20 protein-coding genes and 3 tRNA genes are annotated in these 18113 nt (G+C 66.3%); 11 read left to right on the forward strand and 12 right to left on the reverse strand.

The features are described from left to right. The first annotated feature begins 70 nt into the window (after window positions 1-70). The 8 genes from MSB02_RS00250 to MSB02_RS00285 all read left to right on the forward strand — a co-directional run bounded on the left by MSB02_RS00250 (window position 71) and on the right by MSB02_RS00285 (window position 7270). On the forward strand, window positions 71-421 hold the full coding sequence (locus MSB02_RS00250) for a hypothetical protein (protein WP_267193221.1): 351 nt from the start codon (window positions 71-73) through the stop codon (window positions 419-421). Continuing rightward, window positions 418-639, forward strand: coding sequence for a heavy-metal-associated domain-containing protein (locus MSB02_RS00255; RefSeq protein WP_267193222.1), 222 nt, complete (start codon window positions 418-420; stop codon window positions 637-639). Before MSB02_RS00250 ends, MSB02_RS00255 begins: the two co-directional genes overlap by 4 nt. Window positions 640-719: 80 nt before the next feature. Continuing rightward, window positions 720-1445, forward strand: a complete 726-nt coding sequence (locus MSB02_RS00260) for a cytochrome c biogenesis CcdA family protein (protein ID WP_267193223.1) — start codon at window positions 720-722, stop codon at window positions 1443-1445. 35 nt (window positions 1446-1480) lie between these two features. Further along, window positions 1481-4777, forward strand: coding sequence for a GAF domain-containing SpoIIE family protein phosphatase (locus MSB02_RS00265; RefSeq protein WP_267193224.1), 3297 nt, complete (start codon window positions 1481-1483; stop codon window positions 4775-4777). A gap of 36 nt (window positions 4778-4813) precedes the next feature. Next, window positions 4814-5596: an anti-sigma factor antagonist gene (locus MSB02_RS00270; protein WP_267193225.1), complete on the forward strand. Its 783-nt coding sequence runs from the start codon at window positions 4814-4816 to the stop codon at window positions 5594-5596. A 79-nt stretch (window positions 5597-5675) separates the two neighbouring features. Beyond that, window positions 5676-6242, forward strand: coding sequence for a nitroreductase family protein (locus tag MSB02_RS00275; protein WP_267193226.1), 567 nt, complete (start codon window positions 5676-5678; stop codon window positions 6240-6242). Beyond that, entirely contained in the window at window positions 6239-6949 is a 711-nt protein-coding gene (locus MSB02_RS00280; RefSeq protein WP_267193227.1) for an HAD family hydrolase, read from the forward strand. The genes MSB02_RS00275 and MSB02_RS00280 overlap by 4 nt, the downstream gene beginning before the upstream one ends. Before the next feature lie 168 nt (window positions 6950-7117). Further along, window positions 7118-7270 carry a hypothetical protein gene (locus MSB02_RS00285; RefSeq protein ID WP_267193228.1) on the forward strand — a complete coding sequence of 51 codons (153 nt, stop codon included), beginning with the start codon at window positions 7118-7120 and terminating at the stop codon, window positions 7268-7270. 40 nt (window positions 7271-7310) lie between these two features. Here the strand turns inward: MSB02_RS00285 and MSB02_RS00290 are convergent, their stop codons facing one another. The 10 genes from MSB02_RS00290 to MSB02_RS00335 all read right to left on the reverse strand — a co-directional run bounded on the left by MSB02_RS00290 (window position 7311) and on the right by MSB02_RS00335 (window position 14528). Next, window positions 7311-8861 (reverse strand): proton-conducting transporter transmembrane domain-containing protein, encoded by a 1551-nt coding sequence (locus MSB02_RS00290; RefSeq protein ID WP_267193229.1) that lies wholly within the window; start codon window positions 8859-8861, stop codon window positions 7311-7313. Then, on the reverse strand, window positions 8858-10330 hold the full coding sequence (locus MSB02_RS00295) for a complex I subunit 5 family protein (protein ID WP_267193230.1): 1473 nt from the start codon (window positions 10328-10330) through the stop codon (window positions 8858-8860). Before MSB02_RS00295 ends, MSB02_RS00290 begins: the two co-directional genes overlap by 4 nt. Continuing rightward, window positions 10327-11808: a complex I subunit 5 family protein gene (locus tag MSB02_RS00300; protein ID WP_267193231.1), complete on the reverse strand. Its 1482-nt coding sequence runs from the start codon at window positions 11806-11808 to the stop codon at window positions 10327-10329. The genes MSB02_RS00295 and MSB02_RS00300 overlap by 4 nt, the downstream gene beginning before the upstream one ends. After that, window positions 11808-12122, reverse strand: coding sequence for a sodium:proton antiporter (locus tag MSB02_RS00305; protein WP_267193232.1), 315 nt, complete (start codon window positions 12120-12122; stop codon window positions 11808-11810). The genes MSB02_RS00300 and MSB02_RS00305 overlap by 1 nt, the downstream gene beginning before the upstream one ends. Continuing rightward, complete coding sequence (gene mbhE / locus MSB02_RS00310; protein WP_267193233.1) at window positions 12119-13063, reverse strand: hydrogen gas-evolving membrane-bound hydrogenase subunit E; 945 nt, start codon at window positions 13061-13063, stop codon at window positions 12119-12121. The genes MSB02_RS00305 and mbhE overlap by 4 nt, the downstream gene beginning before the upstream one ends. Then, window positions 13060-13377, reverse strand: coding sequence for a monovalent cation/H(+) antiporter subunit G (mnhG, locus tag MSB02_RS00315; RefSeq protein ID WP_267193234.1), 318 nt, complete (start codon window positions 13375-13377; stop codon window positions 13060-13062). Before mnhG ends, mbhE begins: the two co-directional genes overlap by 4 nt. Continuing rightward, entirely contained in the window at window positions 13374-13634 is a 261-nt protein-coding gene (locus MSB02_RS00320) for a monovalent cation/H+ antiporter complex subunit F (protein WP_267193235.1), read from the reverse strand. The genes mnhG and MSB02_RS00320 overlap by 4 nt, the downstream gene beginning before the upstream one ends. Further along, window positions 13631-14143, reverse strand: coding sequence for a Na+/H+ antiporter subunit E (locus tag MSB02_RS00325; RefSeq protein WP_267193236.1), 513 nt, complete (start codon window positions 14141-14143; stop codon window positions 13631-13633). The genes MSB02_RS00320 and MSB02_RS00325 overlap by 4 nt, the downstream gene beginning before the upstream one ends. 146 nt (window positions 14144-14289) lie before the next feature. Continuing rightward, window positions 14290-14363, reverse strand: a tRNA-Cys gene (locus MSB02_RS00330). Window positions 14364-14452: 89 nt separating this feature from the next. Continuing rightward, window positions 14453-14528 (reverse strand) — tRNA-Gly (locus MSB02_RS00335). A gap of 113 nt (window positions 14529-14641) precedes the next feature. Here MSB02_RS00335 and MSB02_RS00340 point away from each other — a divergent pair. Continuing rightward, window positions 14642-14716 (forward strand) — tRNA-Val (locus tag MSB02_RS00340). A 109-nt stretch (window positions 14717-14825) separates the two neighbouring features. Here the strand turns inward: MSB02_RS00340 and MSB02_RS00345 are convergent. Both MSB02_RS00345 and MSB02_RS00350 read right to left on the reverse strand, forming a co-directional pair. After that, a complete protein-coding gene (locus MSB02_RS00345) occupies window positions 14826-15965 on the reverse strand; it encodes a tyrosine-type recombinase/integrase (protein WP_267193237.1) in 1140 nt (379 codons plus the stop codon). After that, window positions 15943-16776: a hypothetical protein gene (locus MSB02_RS00350; protein ID WP_267193238.1), complete on the reverse strand. Its 834-nt coding sequence runs from the start codon at window positions 16774-16776 to the stop codon at window positions 15943-15945. Before MSB02_RS00350 ends, MSB02_RS00345 begins: the two co-directional genes overlap by 23 nt. A 71-nt stretch (window positions 16777-16847) precedes the next feature. Here MSB02_RS00350 and MSB02_RS00355 point away from each other — a divergent pair, with 71 nt between their 5' ends. Then, window positions 16848-17027, forward strand: coding sequence for a helix-turn-helix domain-containing protein (locus tag MSB02_RS00355; RefSeq protein ID WP_267193239.1), 180 nt, complete (start codon window positions 16848-16850; stop codon window positions 17025-17027). Next, window positions 17024-18025: an AAA family ATPase gene (locus tag MSB02_RS00360; RefSeq protein ID WP_267193240.1), complete on the forward strand. Its 1002-nt coding sequence runs from the start codon at window positions 17024-17026 to the stop codon at window positions 18023-18025. The genes MSB02_RS00355 and MSB02_RS00360 overlap by 4 nt, the downstream gene beginning before the upstream one ends. Window positions 18026-18113 lie beyond the last annotated feature (88 nt).

Raw genomic sequence — 18113 nt, forward strand, 5'->3', positions numbered from 1 at the left:
GATGCGCGTCCTTGGCACGTCGCTTGCACCTCGGGCGACGTACGGCCGAGCGACTCGCTGGAGCAACCCTGTGAAGCATCTGCGTACCTACAAAGTGGTCGCCCTTGCAGCTGTCGCTCTGCTCGCCGTCACCGTGGCAACCGTGTCAGCCGTGAATCATGCGTCGGAGCACGCCGGCTGCGCGGTACTCACCCCCTTCAGCGGCAGCACCATCGCCACGTCGCTCATCGTCCTGGCGGTTGCCGGGCGGGCGCTCATGCGGCAGCGCAGGACCGGGTCGGACGGGCTTGACGAGCGCACGGAGCGGCACGCGTGCGGTTCGTGCGGTCATGAGGTCTACGGCGCGTGGCGCATGTGTCCCTACTGTGGCGCGATGCTTGAGAGCGGCAGACGGATCGATGGAAGCGAGGTCGGCTCATGACCACCACACAGCGGTTCGTGACGACGGGCATGCACTGCCACTCGTGCTCGATGCTGATCCAGATGGATGTGGGCGGTATCGACGGCGTCGAGGCCGTCGTTTCGGATCATCGCACGGGGATCACCGAGGTCACCTATGATGACAGCGTTCTCGACCCTGAGCAGATCGTCGAGGCGATCGTGAAGGCCGGATACGGGGCGGAGCTCGCTGGGGACTGATCCCTCCGGGGTGGACGAGCAATACCCCCACGGGGTATAAGTGAAGTGCTCCACATCCCGCCCCGAAGGGAGCCGATCCCGTGAGCGAGACCGCTTCGCTGTTCGCGGCGCTGGGCGCCGGATTCATCACGTTCCTCTCACCATGCGTCCTGCCGTTGATCCCCGGGTATGTCGCGTTCATGACCGGCATGACATCCGCGGAGTTGACCTCTTCTGAGCGAAAGACGTCGCAGGTCCTCATCCCATCGCTGCTGTTCGTTCTCGGTTTCAGCATCGTCTTCGTGGCCCTTGGCGCGTCCGCGTCGGTTGTGGGCTCCTTCCTGAGCCAGTACAGCTCGGTGCTCGAGAAGGTCGCCGGGGGCATCATCATGCTGCTCGGGTTCTTCATGCTCGGCATCATCAAAGTGCCGTGGCTCTATGGCGAGGCGCGGTTCGAGATGCACAAGGCCAAGCGGTTCGGCGGGCTTGCCGCACTCGTGATGGGTATGGCATTCGCATTCGGCTGGTCGCCGTGCGTGGGTCCGGTGCTGGGCTCCATCCTCATGGTCGCTGCCAACAGCGCCGAGGCGGGCCGTGGCGCCCTGCTTCTGGGCGTGTACTCGATCGGCCTGGGCGTACCGTTCGTGCTGGTGGCGCTGCTGTTGGGCAAGGTCAAGCCGGTGCTCAACTGGCTCAACCGGCACGCTCTGATGATCAACCGCATCGCCGGCGTCGTGCTGATGACCCTCGGACTGCTGATCCTGACCGGGTGGATCGGACCGGTCGTGGGGTGGCTCTCGATGTTCATCCCCAAGGTCGGTGGCTGAAGCCCGCGTTGCCGCTGAGGTGACCGTGCTCTAGGATGGATTCCCGGGTCCCGTGGCGTCCGTTCCAGGCAGGAGGCGGCGTGCAGGCGCGCGAGCGGTTCACTCTCACCAACCGGCTGCTGCTGCTTGCGGCGCTGATCGTCGTGAGCACCACGGTGCTCCTGATCGGTACCTCGGCCGGTGGCGTGTACCGCATGGCTCAGCGGCAGGAGTCGGTACGGCATGCAGCCTACGGCGATGTCGTCATCTCCCGCCTTGGGAGCCGTTTCGCCAACGTGCGCGCCACGATGCGGTCGGCCGCTGAGAATCCTGCTCTCCGGGACGAGGACGAGCGTGTGGTGCGACAGGCGCTCTCCTCGCTTGCGTTGAGCGATGCCGCCTACATCGAAGGCGCCGCGCTTCTCGCGGAGCCTACAGCCACGCCGGTGGCCTGGCCTGCGGAGTCGCTTGACGATGCATCGCTGCGGGCTCTCAGGTCGATAGACGCCTCCTCGGCGACTGATTCGGTGTTGTGGGTGCCCCCGGGGGGTACGAGCAGGGGCGCTCTGTGGGCGTACGCGCCGGTCCGCACGCCGGGTGAACGTACCCGTGTGCTGGCCGCCAGGGTGCGCACGTCGTTCATCGACGGGGAGCTGGCCGAGGTGGGGAGTCTGCCCGGCTCACCGCTTGCCACAGTGATCGACGAGGCAGGCGGTCTGCTCTTTGCGAGTGTGCCGCTCTCCTCGCTTGAGGGGCTTGACGTAGAGGTCACGCCCGAGGATGAAACGGGCGCCACCGGCGTCGTGAGCATCGAGGCTTCAGCCCCTCTGGTGGGGACCTACTCCCGGATCACGGAACCGGCGGACCTGGGGTGGAGCGTGGCCGTGCTCGAGCCGGAGATGCGGGTATGGCGTGAGACGTGGACCGCCCTTCGGCCGGGGCTGGTGGGGTGGATCGTCGCGCTTGGTGTGGCGCTCGTGGGTGCGCTCTGGGTGGTCACCCGCTCCACGCGGCCGCTGCGGCAACTCGAGCGGCGCGCACGCGCGATCGGCGCGGGCGATCGGCTGGAGCCCGAGGAGGTCGTGGAGCACGACGAGGTGGGGCGGCTCCTCGATGCCTTCAATGGTGTCGTGCGTCGGTTCAACAGGCTGACCGACGCTGCCGAACTGCTCGCCAGGACGACCGACCGCCGTCAGGTGATAGTGGGCGTGGCGACCTCGGTGGCGCACATGTTCGATCCGGCCGATGTCGATGTGCTGCTGTTCGGCGAGTACGGTGATCTCGAGTTGGCGGTCGTCCGCGGCGGCCTCTCGGGCCGGCACGACGTGCGGATCCCGGCACCGGCGGAGGGCTGGATCGCTGAGTGCCTGAGCACCGAGCAGCCGGTCTCAGCGGTGTTCGATCCCGACGATCCCGTGTTCGCTCTGCACGGACGCACGGCGACCGTGGGTATGGCGGCGCCGTTGTGGGCGGGAGGCGACTGCATCGGTGCGATAGCCGTGGTACGCCACGAAGGAAGAGCGTTCACTGCGGGCGAGAAGGAGACGCTGCGTTCCTTCATCGCGCAGGCGGCCGTGGCTCTGCAGAACTCGCGCCTCTTTGAGAACGAGCGCCGTTCCCGACGCGAGGCGGAGGCGTTGCGCGAGATCGCCGAGCGGGTAGCCTCTCCGGTTGGGGTGGAGGAGACGCTCCGATACGTGGCCGCATCGGAGGCCGAGCTGCTCGGCTTCGACGGATCGGCCGTGGCACTGCTCGATCCACCCGCAGAGTACGGCTTGTCGGGGGATCTCGATCCCGGCGGGGCGGCCGTGTGGTCACAGGTGTGGTCCGCGGTGGACCGCGATCGCTCGCGGGCGGAGCCAGTGTACGTGGAGGACGGCACGCGCGATCCGGACGTGCAGGCTGCGCTCAGATCGGCGGGCGTCCGCTCTGCCCTGCTGACTCCGCTGATGCGTCAGGGGCGTTGTGTCGCTGTGCTCGTCTGCACGTCGGACGATGAGCGCCGGCCTCCCGGGACCAAGCGCATGGGGCTTGCGCGCACCATCGGCGCCGAGGCGTCGCTTGCCCTGGAGAACGCGTATCTGTTCCAGGCGGCCAAGAGCCGTGCCGACAATCTTGAGACCATCTTCAGGATCTCGCACGCGGTCGGCTCGTCGCTGCAGACGCGGGTGGTGCTCAACCGCGTGCTCGATGTGGTTCAGAAGATACTCTCGGCCGATGCGGTCATGCTCATGACCTACGACTCGGCGCGCAAGACGATCTCCATACCGATGGCGCGCGGCATCCTGCACCGCGACATGCTGGAAATCACGTTCCGGCCGGGCGAGGATGTGCCGGGCCGGGTCTTCGAGACGCGTGAGCCGGAGCGGTATGACCGCATCTCCGAGGCGGACACGCGGCTTCTCAACGCGGCATCGGGGCAGGGCCTCGAATCGCTGCTGGCGGTGCCGCTCCTGGCCCGCGGTCGCAGCATCGGCGTGCTCGTGGTGTTCGCCAAGGAGCCGGGCATGTTCAGCAGCGACGAGATGGACCTGCTCCGCACGTTCGCGGCTCAGGCCGCCTTGGCGATCGACACGGCCGAGTTGTTCAGCAAGGAGCACCATGTGGCATCGGTGCTGCAGGCGAGCATCCTGCCGTCGGGGCTTCCGCGGGTGCCCGGGCTCGACACGGGCAGCGTGTACCAGCCGGCAGGAACCGACGCGGACATCGGCGGTGACTACTACGACCTGTTCGTAGGACCGGACGGCACCGTGTCTATCTCCATCGGTGACGTATGCGGCAAGGGCGTCGTCGCCGCCACCAAGACGTCGATGATCAAGTACGCCATCCGGGGCATGGTGGCCGCCGGCCTCGCTCCCTCGCGCATCCTGGAGGAGCTGAACCGCATGCTGCTCGAATCCGGCGACGCCACGAGCATCGTCACGCTCTGGCTGGGCCGGCTCGACACGTCCACTGGCGTTCTCCGGTACGTCGACGGTGGTCACCCTGCCGGTCTGCTCCGGCACGGCGATCCGGTGGAGATCGAGCGCCTCGGGACCACGGGTGCGCTGCTCGGTGCGGTGGCGGACGGCGTCTGGGAGGAGCGGGAGGTGCGATTGTCTCCCGGGTCGACCCTGCTGCTCTACACGGATGGGGTCACCGAGGCCCGTGATCAGGCGCGATTCTTCGGAGAGGGCCGAGTACATCGCGCCCTGCGGCCGGGAGGATCGGCGTCTGCCGTTGCCCAGCGGCTGATGTCGATGGTGCAGCGCTTCAGCCAAGGCGAGATGCGTGATGACGCCGCGATCCTCGTGGTCCGATACGAACCCGATCCCGGGCCGGATGTTACGGATGAGGCCGGCAGTGGAATGTGAACCGTTGTGCCTGCAGGAACCCCCGGGAGCGTGTGGATGAAGATCGTCACGGACCATCATGGAGACGGCCGCGCATGCGTGGTCCGCATCCATGGCGAGATAGACATGGTCACCGTGCCCGAGGTGCAGGGCGCGCTTGAGTCGGTCATGAACAGGGGTTGTCTCAACGTGGTGCTCGACCTGCAGAAGGTCTCGTACATGGACAGCTCTGCACTCGGGCTGCTCGTATGGGCAGATCGGGCACTGCAACCCAAGGACGGTACGCTCGTGCTTGCCGGGGCGGACCGCAACGTTTCGCGGATCCTGGAGATCTCGGGCCTTGTGACGGCCGCACCGACCCTCACCGCAGCCGCAGACGCTGCTGACGCGCTCTCCGGCCTGGAGCTCTCGGACGCGCCTGATGAGCCGCTATGGGTCAGGGAGATGGCGTTTCCTGCCCACTCGGCCTCTCTCGCACGCATGAGGGCCGATGTATGCGAGGTCCTCGAGCCGCTCGAGATCGCCGAGTCGGCATCGTTCGATATCAGGGTCGCTGTGGGAGAGGCGCTCTCCAACGCGATACGTCATGGGTCACCACACGGCGAGGACGATGCCGTGTCGGTCACGGTGACGGCGTACGATGATCGTGTGGTACTCGTGATAGCGGACTCGGGGGCCGGCTTCGACGGGGAGTCCTCTTCGAACGGGGATCCGTACGCATCGTCCGGAAGGGGCGTGATGTTCATGCGTGCCCTGATGGACCACGTGGAGTTCTCGCCGTTGCCGGGGGGAGGCACGGCCGTCACGCTGGTGAGGCATCTCGGTAAGACGGCAGGGTGAGTCGTCTGACACCGGGGTGTGCGAAGCTCGCTCCGGACGGGTATCCTGTTTAGGGTGCGAACCTACGGAAGGGTGTGTCATGGAGCTGGCTGAGGCCATACGCGGCAGACGATCGATACGGATGTTCGATGGGCGCGAGGTCGAGAGGGATCTCATCGGCCAACTCATCACGGCCGCCACGTACGCGCCGTCCCGCATGAACACGCAGCCATGGCACTTCCACGTGTCGGTGGGCGAATCCCGCAAAGAGGTGGCCGAAGTCATGGCCATGACGACCGCCTACCTCGAGGAGTACCTGGACATACTCGGCCCCGAGGGTGTGGAGCACGCCGCCCGGTTCTACGCGGATCTCGGCTCAGCTCCAGTGGTCATCGCGGTCGCTTCGCCTGTCACGGGGGATCCCAACGTGGACCGAGACAACGCCATATCGGTGGGAGCGGCCATCCAGAACCTGCTCCTGACCGCCCATGATCTCGGCCTGAGCTCGTGCAGCATCTCTTCTCCGCACTGGATCCGCGACCGGCTCCGCTCGGTGTTCAAGATGGTCGAGGGGTGGGAGATCATCTCGCTGATCGTGCTTGGCTACGGGGCCGAGGAGCCGCATGAGCGCAATCGTCATACCGATGTGGTGACGTATCTCACGTGAGCGGATCGGCGCTACGGGCTGTCTTCTTCGACGTGGGCAACACCCTGCTGTACGCCTCACCGAGCGTCTCGGAGGTGTGTCGTTCGGTTCTGGAGCGTGCCGGGCATTTCCGCGATATCTCGGTCATCGATTCGTACATGCCGCTCGTGGACGCGTACTACGAAGAGCGGTACGCGGAGGACGACGGATTCTGGGCCGACGAGGAGCGCACCTCGTCCGTATGGGTGGGCATGTACTCGCTGCTGTGCCGTCAGCTCGGTATCGAGAACGAGGCGGTCGCCATCGCGCGTCACGTGTACGACGAGTTCGGCCGCCCGGACAGGTGGGCGTTGTACGACGACGTCCGCCCGGCCTTCGAGCGACTCAGGGAGCGCGGCCTCGCCGTGGGCGTGATATCCAACTGGGACTCGCGGCTGCAAGGCCTTCTTGAGGGCCTTGGCCTTGGCGATGTGCTGTCCGACATAGTGGGGTCCGCCGATGTCGGCCTCCACAAGCCCGATCCACGCATCTTCGCTCTCGCCTGCGAGCGCCTGGGGGTGCAGCCCGAGGAGGCGGCGCATGTGGGCGACCATCATTACGCCGACTATCTCGGTTCGACCGCGCTGGGCATGCGTGCCGTCCTGATCGACCGGCACGGCGTGAAGGCGGACCATGGAGTGACGCCGATCACCACGTTCGATGTCCTCGAGGGGGAGTTGGGCCTGTAGTGGCGTGTACCGGTCGGTGATCCTGACCGACGGTCGCGGATGGCAGTCAACCTCGACCGGCACTTGACGGTTTGGCTCCACCGGCGCACAATCCTGAGTGTCAGGCCAGTACGGCAGAAGCAGCAGTAGTCGCAGCAGTAGTCGCAGCAACCAGAAGGAGCACAGGCCATGACCCTCAGAGAGGCGCGCAAGCGCTATCCCCTGGTACCCCATGAGATCTTGAAGTGGGCCGTTGAGAACATCGCGGATCCCAAGGATCTCGAGAGGGGACTCTTCCGTCTCGACCAGGCGAAGCGCATCCAGGTCAAGTACGGCGTCTAGGGATCCGGATCGCTCGTGATGCCGTATGCCCGACAGCGCCCTATCGCGTCGAGAGCAGGATCAGCAGGATCGCCAGCGCCACGAACAGCGTGGTCGCGGTAGTCCACGCCACCAGTCGACGCTCGGTCGACATGAGCAGATCGCGCAGGCGCCGACGCCTATCCGTCGATGGTTCACGTGCGGACCGCCGTGAGGCGCTTACGAGTGCGTCGAGTCCGCGTATCCAGCGGGTCGCCGTGTGCAGCACGTCGCCAGGCGGAACCGAGCCGGCGAGACGACGGACCCGGCCAGGCGCGAATCGGAGGATGTACGCGCCCGCGATCGCCGCAAGCGCCGGCCATATGGCGCTCCACATCGAACCGACGTCGAATGCGCTCTCGATCGCGTGGGTGTTCCACTGCGCGGGCCAGATCCACACCGCGACGACACTCACGGTCAGCATGACAGCCCACAAGATGGTCGGGATGCGCGCAGGCGTGGCCGGCTGCTGTGGGCGGTGCCGGACGAGCAGGTAGAAGCGGATCATCAGGGCGGCGGTGCCGATGGCCGTGAAGGGGATGAGCGCGTAGACGGCCTCGGGCACCGGGCCATGCAGCGCATGCACGGCGTCCTTAAGCGCGTACTTGGCAACGAACCCGCTCGAGAGCGGCACTCCCACCAGCGATATCGCGGGCACGGCCAGAGCGGCCAACGCGACGGTGCGCGCGCGGCCCGAGAGGCGTGCCACGACATCGTCGCCCAGCATGAGCGCGCCCTTTGCGAGTCCGTGATGGAGCGAGAAGGCCACGACAGCGCCGTGCGCGAGACCGATGGCCTCGGGTGTGCTGAGGCTCGCCGCCGCCGCAACGAGCACTAGTCCCATCTGGCTTGCGCTTGAGTAGCCCAGCACGGCCCGGGGCGTGGTGGTGAGCACGCCGAGAACGGCTGCGCCGAACGCCGTGGCACAACCGATGAGCATGACGGCCGAGGTCCAGCCCTCCGGCATGACGCCTGCGGGGAGCAGCCGAACGAGCGCAAGGGCGCCGACCTTCGTAGAGGCCCCCGCGAGGGCCGCCGCGGCGCCTGAGGGCCCGTGTGCGTACATGACCGGGAGGATGCCCGACGCCGGGAGCGTACCGATCTTGAGCCCCAGCGACAGGAGCAGCAGGGTGGTGACATAGCCGGCCGTAGGCGTCCCGCCGACCGCGCTCCGAAGCGCGGTGAGTGCGAGGCCGTCCGCCTCGGTCGCCATGAGGACGAGCGCTGCGAGCAGGAGCGCCTCGCTCACCGCGGTGAGCGTGAGGTAGATCGCCGCGGCGCGCCGGGATGCGTGAGTCCGGGGATGGGCGATGAGGCCCCAGACGGGGATGGCCATCAGGGCGAAGCACAGGTAGAACGAGACCGCGTCGGCCGCAGCGGCGACAGCGATGCCGCCGACCGCCGCCGGCAGGTAGTACACGAAGAGCCGTGCACGGTCATCGGCAGGCACCGTGAACCACGCGTAGACGCCCGACAGGATCCAGACGAAGGCGAACAACGCGATGAACGACGTGCCCACATCATCCAGCGCGAACGTCAGGCCGCCGATGCCCGCAGGCAGTATCTCCGTCATGGCGTCCACCCCCCGAACGACGGGGCGATGGCGGTGAGCGCCCAGTGGGCCGGTGATCCGGGAAGACCGGCGGTCACGCCGAACGCGATCGTCAACGCGGCGACCACGACGATCGGCCACATCATGCGGCGATCGCTCTCGGGGCCGGCGGCCTCAGGGAACTCGCCCGGGCGGATCGATGCAATGAGGATCGGGAACATGTAGCCGATGGCGAGCGCTCCGCTCGATACGTACACGAGGAGCGCCCACACCGAGCCGCCCTCACTGGCGCCGGCTCCCAACAACCACTTGCTCGCGAATCCCGCCAGGGGCGGGATGCCCGCCAACGCGAACGCTGCTACGGCGAACGACGCCATCGTCACGGGCATGCGCCGGGCCACACCCGGGAGCTCGCTTACCTTCTTGACGTGGAGCGTCTCGGCGAGACTTCCGGCGGTGAAGAACATCGTGATCTTCATGACGGCATGGTGCGCCAGATGCGCCACCGCGCCAGCTGCCGCCAGCGGCGTGCACAGTGCGGTGCCGAGGGTGATGTAGGAGAGTTGCGCGATGGTGGAGTACGCAAGGCGCTTCTTGAGGTCGTCCTGCCGCAGTGCGATGACCGATGCCACGACGATCGTGACAGCGGCGGCAACGGCGAGCGGGGTGGCAACGCCGAGCGAAGTGCTCAGCGCGGGACCATAGAGCTCGTTGACGAGTCGGACGATGCCGAAGACACCCGCCTTCACCACGGCCACCGCGTGCAGTAGCGAGCTCACCGGAGCCGGGGCGACCATCGCGCCGGGAAGCCATCCATGGAGCGGCATGATGGCGGCCTTCACGCCGAATCCGGCGACCATGAGTCCGAAGATCACGCGCAGCTCGGTGGTGCGGCCGGACACCGCATCGAGCGCGCCGCCGGGGGTGAACGGCGTCGACCCCGCGATGGTGGCAAGCCACGCCACACCCACCAGCAGTGCCGCCCCGCCCCCGAGCGCGTAGTAGAGGTACTTCCGTCCCGCCGCAAGCGCCTCGGGTGTTCCCGAGTGCACGACGAGGGGGTATGTGGTGAGTGTGAGGATCTCGTAGAAGATGAAGAGGCTCACCGGGTCCTCGGCGAGAGCGACACCGTTGGCGGCGGCTATACACCACGCGAAGAAGCCGAAGAACCGTGCACGGTCGCGGGCATGCTCCATGTAGCCGATCGCGTACACGAGCGTCACGCCCCAGAGCACCGTGGCCACGGCGGAGAACAGCAGGCCAAGGAGGTCGCCGCTCACCCCCAGCGTGAAGCCCGGGACGATCGCGATGCGCGAAGCCGCCTCCGCTCCACCCGTGTAGGCGGCGCGAGCCATGAGGAGCACAACAGCCGAGGATGCCAGGGCGGCACCCAGGTTCACCACGTTGCGGGCGCGCGAACGCTGCTCGCCGAGAAGCAGTGTGGCGACCCCCGCACCGGCGGGAACGAGCACCGGAAGCCACGCGATCACGGCGTCACCCCCTGGCCCAGAACGAGCACGCTGGCGTTGACGAGCTCGGTGACGAGCGGGCTTGCCAGTACGAGCAGCGCTGCTCCCGCCGCAAGCGAGAGGGGCACCCACTCTGTGCGTATCGCGCCGGACGGCGGGTTCAACGCCGCGGGGGAGTCGCGCAGCAGCACGCCGAGAAGGCGGAACATGTACGCGGCCGCAAGCAGTCCGCCGGTCACCAGCACCAGCGCCCACCACCACTGACCAGCCGAGAGCGCCGCCGAGACCAGCATCCACTTGGCCGCGAAACCGCCGCTCGGCGGTAGGCCCATCATCGTGACGCCTGCGAGCGCCAGCGTCATCACCAGCACCGGGGCGGAACGGGCGGCCCCCGCCATCTCGTCGATCCTCTCATAGCCGAAGCGCGACGCGAGACTGCCCGCTGCGAGGAAGAAGCCCGACTTGGCGAGAGCATGCGTGATCGCATGGAACAGAGCGCCACCAAGAGCAAGCAGGAAGACATCGGTGCCAGCCCGAGCCAGCGGGAAGACGATGAACAAGTAGCCGATCTGCGCGACTGTGGAGTAGGCGACGAGCTGCTTTATGCGGGTCTGCACGAGCGCTTGCAGCGAACCCCAGATGATCGCGGTCGCCCCCAGGACGCCGAGCACGATGTCGACGCCGGGCAGGAATCCAGGGGGTGCGACACTGATCATCAGGCGCAGGATCGTGTAATAGGATCCCTTGACGACGAGGGCCGACAGCACCGCGCTCACCGGGGAGGGAGCCGAGCCATGCGCCGAGGGCAGCCAGAAGTGCGCGGGCACGAGGGCGGTCTTGAGCAGTAGCGCCGCGACCATGAGCGAGAGTCCGGTGGCCGCAGCGGGGTCAGGCACGAGGGTCGAGCGGAGTATAGCCATATCGAGACTACCGGTGGCCGAGTAGACGATCGCCACGCCCAAGAGATAGGTCATGGCGGCGAGCATGCTGGAGAAGAGGTAGCGTGCGCCCGCACGCAGCGCCCGCGAGCCGCCGTTGAGCGTCACCAGGGCGACCGCGGAGATGCCCACGAGTTCAAGGCACACATATACGTTGAAGATGTCGCCTGTGAGGAACAGGGCGTTCAGGGAAGTCCACATGAACAGCCACAGCGTCCAGAACATGCCGTGACCGTACACGCTCGCCCGGGGTCCCCGGAAGTAGTCGGTGGCATAGACGGTGACGGCAAGGCCCACGACAGCGCTCAACAGCACGAAGAGCGCCGAGGCTCCATCGGCCACGAGGTCGATGCCTACGGGCGCGCCCCAGCCGCCGATCTCGTAGCGGAAGGGCCCCACCGCGAGCACCCGTACGACGAGGCCGATCGAGAGCCCGAGTATCGTGAGGCCGGTCAGGACCGCGACGACCGGGTCACGCCGCCGCTCGGTGACGAACGTGAGTGAGGCTCCCGCAAGAGGGGTCATGACCAGGAGTGCCGGTAGGTGGTGGGCGATGCTCATCACGCATCAGCCTCCGGCGGGTCGTCATCGAGGGTGGTCAGCCCTGTGACGGTGTAGTACCGCTTGACGATGGCCAGGCCGAGGGCGGTGAGCGCCACCGTGACGACGATGCCGGTGAGCACCATCGCCTGGGGCACGGGGTCGGGTCGCCCCTGTGCGCGGTTGCCGAGACCGATGAGTATCAGGAAGACGCCGCTTCCCATCAGGTTGGCGGCGACCACCTTGTGCAGGAGATGCGGCCTCGCGAGCATGCCGTAGACGCCGATCGAGAAGATGAGCGCGCCACCGAGGCCGTACACGAGGTAGTGGTTCATGCGATCCCACCGTCCGGACCCGGCGAGGCGGAGGCGATGAAGAGGCTCACCAGGCTCGCCCCGATGGACAGTGTCAGCCAGGTCTCCATCGCGAGGATCAGTGTCTTCCGGGTCTCGTCGGGGTACTGGAGCAGCGTCCCGCCCAGGAACAGCGGATACAGGGCGATCGCGATGAATACGAGCAGCCCCACAGTCAGCGAGAGGCGGACCACGCGCCGCCCCGCCCACCGGGGGGATGCGAAGCCCGAGAGCGCGAGAAGGATCCCCGCTGCCCCCAGGACCGCTCCCGCCTGGAACGCTCCTCCCGGCTCGGACGAGCCGATCCACACGAGGTGGCCGGCGATCAGGAGCATGAAGGGAGTGACGATGCGGGTGAACGAGCCCAGGAGGGGGCCAGCGAAGCCGGCGAGGCGACGGCCAAGGATGTCGGGCGCGTCGCGAAGCGAGAAGACGGCCACCGTGGCGAGCATCAGCACCGCGATCTCAAGCAGCGTGTCATAGCCCCGGAAGTCGAGCAGCACCGCGGTGACCACGTTCTTGATCCCGCTGTCCTCGGCTCCCGCCGTCATGAGGGGCGCGAGACCGTCCGCCTCGGCAGGCAGGTTCACAACGAGCAGGGCGAGCACGAAGAACACGATAACGCTTGCGAGAAGCGGTAGAGGGGCGACGCCGCGCCTGACGTGACGTTCCGGGATCGGCCCCGGCGTACGTTGGCGGAGATGGCCTGCGGCGTCGAGCAGGATGACGCCTGTGACCCCTGCGCCGATGGCCGCTTCAGCGAGTGCGACGTCAGGTGCGCCGAGGCGCACCCAGCCGAGTGCCATGAACAGTCCGAATACCACGAACATGACCACCGACTTGTACACTCCGCGTGGCGACAGCGAGCCGAGGGCGATCCATACGATCACGGCCATGAGCATGATGTCGAAGACGAGCATCATGAGGTCTCACGCACCCAGGGCTGGATGCCCTTCTCGCGCGCCGCGCTGGCAACGAGATGGCAGGCGGTCGCGCCGGTGAACACGATGAGCAGCCACACGACGAACAGTTTCGCCGCGGCGGTCCATGAACCGGAGCGGAGCGCCAATCCAACGACCAAGAGGCCGAGGCCGAGGTTGTCGGCCTTGGTGAGGGCGTGGAGGCGCGTGAAGACGTCGGGGAACCTGACGAGACCTACCGATCCGGCGACGAAGAAGAACCCGCTTCCGATGAAAGCGAGCACGCTCACGGTGTCCAGGACGGTCTGGATGCTCATTCGTCAGGCCCCCAGGCGCGCTTCACGAAAGCAACAGTCGTGAGTGCTCCGAGGAGTGCGAACACGAGCGCCACGTCGTAGAGGCTATGGATGCCCTCGATCTCTGCGAGGAGCAGCGTGAGGGCGGTCCCCGAAGTGCCGAACAGCATCGGTGCGAGCATGCGGTCTGCGGCTGTGGGCCCTCGCTCGATACGGTAGATGCCGAGCGCCACGCTGGCGATGAGCACTATGGCGAGGATCTCGAGCGTCATCTTCATGCGAGATCCTCGATAGTCCGCGGTGCGAGTGTCTGCCCGAACACCGCGCCCACGCGGTCCTCCAGGGCGATGAGTCCCTCGATCGATCTCGCGCACATGTCCAGCATATGGACCTCGAGCCGGTCGCCGTCCATGCGAGCGCTTAGTGTGCCCGGCAACAGGCTGATCGTATCTGCGAACAGGACCCGCGCCGGCCTGCCGGTGATCCGGATCGGATACCAGATGCACCCGGGATCGAGCGGAAGGGAGGGGCGCAGCGCCCGCGCGGCCACATCGATGCCCCCGAGGACCGATTGGACGACGAAGAAACCGATGTAGCGCAGCGTTCCCCGGACACTGATGCGTGGCATGTCGCTGCGTATGAGCGCAGTGGAGAGCACTGCTGCGAGCACGGCGAACGGAACGCCCATGACGAGCGAGCCGAGATCGGCCTCGCTGACGATGATCCACGCCAGAACGAACCACGCCGTACGGAGCAGTATCCGCCGTACGGTGGTCGCAGTGGTCATGGATGCGGTTCTCTGCTGCATCGTCCCTGTTCTACGCGGTCGCCCTGGCGATAGTGCGCATCATGATAACGCACCGACCGCCGCCATCATCAGGCCTGAAGCACGACGGGCCCACCCGGTTGTCCGGACAGGCCCGTTGTCAGGTCTGGAGGCGACGCCCGGATTCGAACCGGGGATAAGGGCTTTGCAGGCCCCTGCCTTGCCACTTGGCCACGTCGCCGTTCAAAAGGAGCAGTCGATCCGTTGTCAAAGAAGGTCGGCCACGTGGGCCATCATACCTGCCCTTCGGGCCGACCTCCGAGGTGTCGATGGAGCGGACGACGGGATTCGAACCCGCGACCCCAACCTTGGCAAGGTTGTGCTCTACCAACTGAGCCACGTCCGCGCGCAGGGGGTAGACTACCACGGACGAGAATCGGCGTGCAACAGCCTTGATAGAGGGGGCTAGCGCATCGCTCGCCGACTGCTACAATAGGCGTCGCTGTTCGCAGCTACCATGGGCGCTTAGCTCAGGGGGAGAGCACTTCCTTGACGCGGAAGGGGTCAGAGGTTCAAATCCTCTAGCGCCCACCATGGAAACCGCAGGTGAGGGGCCGTTTTTCGGGAAACCGGGGACCGGCCTCTCACTCGTTTTCGGGCCCTGTGTAGCCACCCGTGTAGCCACTGCTCATCCTCCCTTCGTTCAGAGCCCGATCGCCGCGGCGCTGGCCGTCACGGCGGCCCGTGCCACCTCGGCGCTCACGTGCCCGTACACGTCCGCCGTGATGCGGATATCAGCATGCCCCAGAAGCTCGCTCACGGCTTTCAGATTGACGCCGTTCTCGAGCCACATGGTGGCCGCCGAGTGCCTGAGCGTGTGCACTGTAGCGCCCTCCACGCCGGCGTGCTCCGCGGCCGTCGTGAGCGCTCTCAGGACGTTCCGCGGCTCGAAAGGCGTGCCGCAGGGCGTCGTGAACACGTATCCGCCTTCTTGCCAGATGTTCGCGGCCCTCAGGCGCTCCTCGAGCTGCTTCTTGCGGGTGTCCTTCAGCAGACGCACCATCCCGGGCGACAGCGCGAGCACGCGGCGGCTCTTGGCCGTCTTCGGCTCTGTGACCACGAGCTCGCCGTCGATCCGCGCGAGCGTGCCCCGCACGTGCACTGTCCCGGCGTCGAGATCCACGTCGGCCCACCTGAGCGCGAGCGCCTCGCCCCGCCTGAGGCCGAGCGCCGCGATCGTGGCAAGCACCGCGTAGTACCGGGTGCGGCGTGCCGCTTCGAGGATCCGCCTCGTCTCGTCCTGCGAGAGGAAGCGGGCCTCCTTGCGGGCCACCTTCGGCTGGGCGATCGCTGCCGCCGGATTGCGGGCCATGAGCCCGTCACGTACCGCATCGGCGAGCGCCATGCGCAGCACGTTGAACACGCGTTGCACGGTCGCCTCGGAGAGGCCCCGCGCCCGGAGGGCGATGATGAGCCGCTCCACGTCGGCCGGCCTGAGCCTTTCCAGGCTGACGGCACCGATAGCGCCCGCCTCGAGGTGCCGCTTCGCGAGGCATCCGTAGTTCGCCTTGGTGGTCGCCTTCCGGCTGGAGGCCGCGAGCGTGGTCTGCCGCCACTCGGCGAGCCACTGCGCGACCGTGGCCGATGAATCACGGACGGGCCCACCGCCGTCGATGCGGTCCCGCGCTGCCTTCATCTTGGCGCGGGCCTCGGTCTTGGTCCTGCCGTAGAACGTCTTGCGCCCACGTTCGCCGGTGGTGGGGTCCTCGTAGCGGAGAGACGCGCACCACTTGCCGTCGCCGCGCTGGTACAGACTGCCCTCACCGTTCGCTCTCTTGCCCATTCGTTTCACCTCCCTTGTGATCTAAGTAGTTCCGCAGTCTGTCGACATCAGATTCCGTCAACCAAGACAGCGAATCAGAGAGATCTCGGAGCTGATCAAGGAACCAGGGCCGCCACGACTCCCGGAATCTCAGATCGTAGTACCAGCGCAGCCCCTTCTCGTCCCCGGTAAGTGTCTTCGCGGCCTTCTGAAACGCGTTCTGAAGCTTCAGCGCATCCCGGTAGCTCCACTCCGGATATCGTGCATTCCACACCTCAGTACGCTCCCTCCACGTGCTCCCTGGTGCCGCCTCTAAACAGACGAATCTCACCAGCGCGAGCTTACGATCACCCAGAGACCTTCGGGTCTTGATGTCGGTGGCGGCGCGGAGACGTGGCCATGCTTTCTGCAGCTTGGAGTACATCGCCTGCAGCGACAGCCGATCGTCGAATCTAATAGTGACCCATCCGTGAGGCGGGATTACGCCAGCGAAATGGAGCCAGATGCCGTGTGCTGGCTCGTGCTCCACTACAAAGGTGGGTTCAGGAGCGAACTCCGATTCGTAGTCACCGCGCGCGCGCTCAAGGTCATGCAGCAGCCGCCACTGTGGATCCACGTCTCCGAGATCCTGCGTATCCACTACGCGCGAGGGGAGAGGGGCGTTACCACGGAACGCATCCAGAACACGTCGCGCCAGCTTCAGGGCTGCTGCGCGCGCGTCATCACTCTTCGCTTGCTCGAGCAAAGCCACGAGACCAGCTTCGGCCAAGAAGACACGTTCACGTGGTGAACGACAGTCCAGCGCGGACCACAACGCATCCGATGTTCCCACTTTGCACACCTCCCAATGGAAACAATACGCTCATACGTAGAAACACGTCAAGCGGAAGGGAGACGACAAGCATGGACAGTAGGCTACTAAGTGTGGACGAGGCCCAGAAAGCGCTGGGCGTGCACAGGTCGACGCTATACGAGCTCATGAGGAGTGGCGACATCGAGTCGGTGAGGATCGGCCGGCGCCGCCTCATCCCGGTACAGACGATCGAGGCGTTCATCGAGGGCCTACGGGCGGTGGCGCGATGAGCGACGATGTGCTCGTCGACGGCTTGCTCAAAGTAGGTGACGTGGGGGTCCTGGCGGCGCCACCGAAAGCGGGCAAGACCTTGGCACTCGAGGATCTCGCTGTCGCGCTGGCGGGATCCCACGTCGGAAGGCAGGAGTGGATGGGCCGCCGCTGTGAGCCCTGGGAGTGTGAAGGCCCCGACGACATCCTGGAGCGGATAGTGCTCTACCTCAATCTCGAGATACCGGCTGATGAGCGCCGTGCGCGGCACCGCTCCGCGCTTGCGGCCCGCGGCCTCACCGAGGAGGACGTGAAACACTCCTACTTCGCGATGGACCTGCGTGACACTGAGGGCGCCTGGGACTTCGATGCCCTGTGGCAGCAGGTGAAGTGGCACGTGAACGCCGTCAGCGACCTGGAGTACGTCGACCTGATCGTCATCGATCCGATCTACATGTTGGTGGACGGCGATGAGAACAGCAACAAAGCCATGGCCGCGTTCCTGAGCCAGGAGATCGCGGCGTTCCGGGACGTGTACCGATGCGCAGTGGTCTTCAGCCACCACTTCATCAAGGCGTGGCGCAGCGTGAAGAGTCACGAGGACCGCATCGCGGGCGCGGGCACCCTGAGCCGCTATCCCGACTCGATCATGACGCTCAGCCCCGCCACGGCCGGGCGCACCGAGTTCAACGCCACCACGCGCAGCATGGACTTCCACGACATACGCGGCCTGATGCTCATCCAGGACGGCCCCCGGTTCGTCGAGTGCAGCGACACCGCCGCCGAGGCCATCGCAGGCGATCCGTTCGAAACGAAGCTGCGCGCGGCATTCGATGAACTGTCCACGAGTGGCCCGGTCCGGGTGTCGGAGCTCGCGAAGAAGCTCAGAAAGGACCGGTCGTCGTTGTACGGACGGCTTCCGAAGTACGGATTCAACATCACCAAAGGTGTTGTGACCCCCTCTGTTGTTGGTGTTGAGCCCGACCCAACAACAGATAACAACTCTGGTGGTGTGTGAGGTCCGTTTGCGTGTGTGTGTGGGCCTCTCTCTAAAGAGAGGTCCCAACACAACACAGAACGCAACGGAGCGACCCACACACGAAAGG

It is taken from the genome of Anaerosoma tenue (genome assembly GCF_023161965.1).
Taxonomy (GTDB): Bacteria; Actinomycetota; Coriobacteriia; order Anaerosomatales; family Anaerosomataceae; genus Anaerosoma; species Anaerosoma tenue.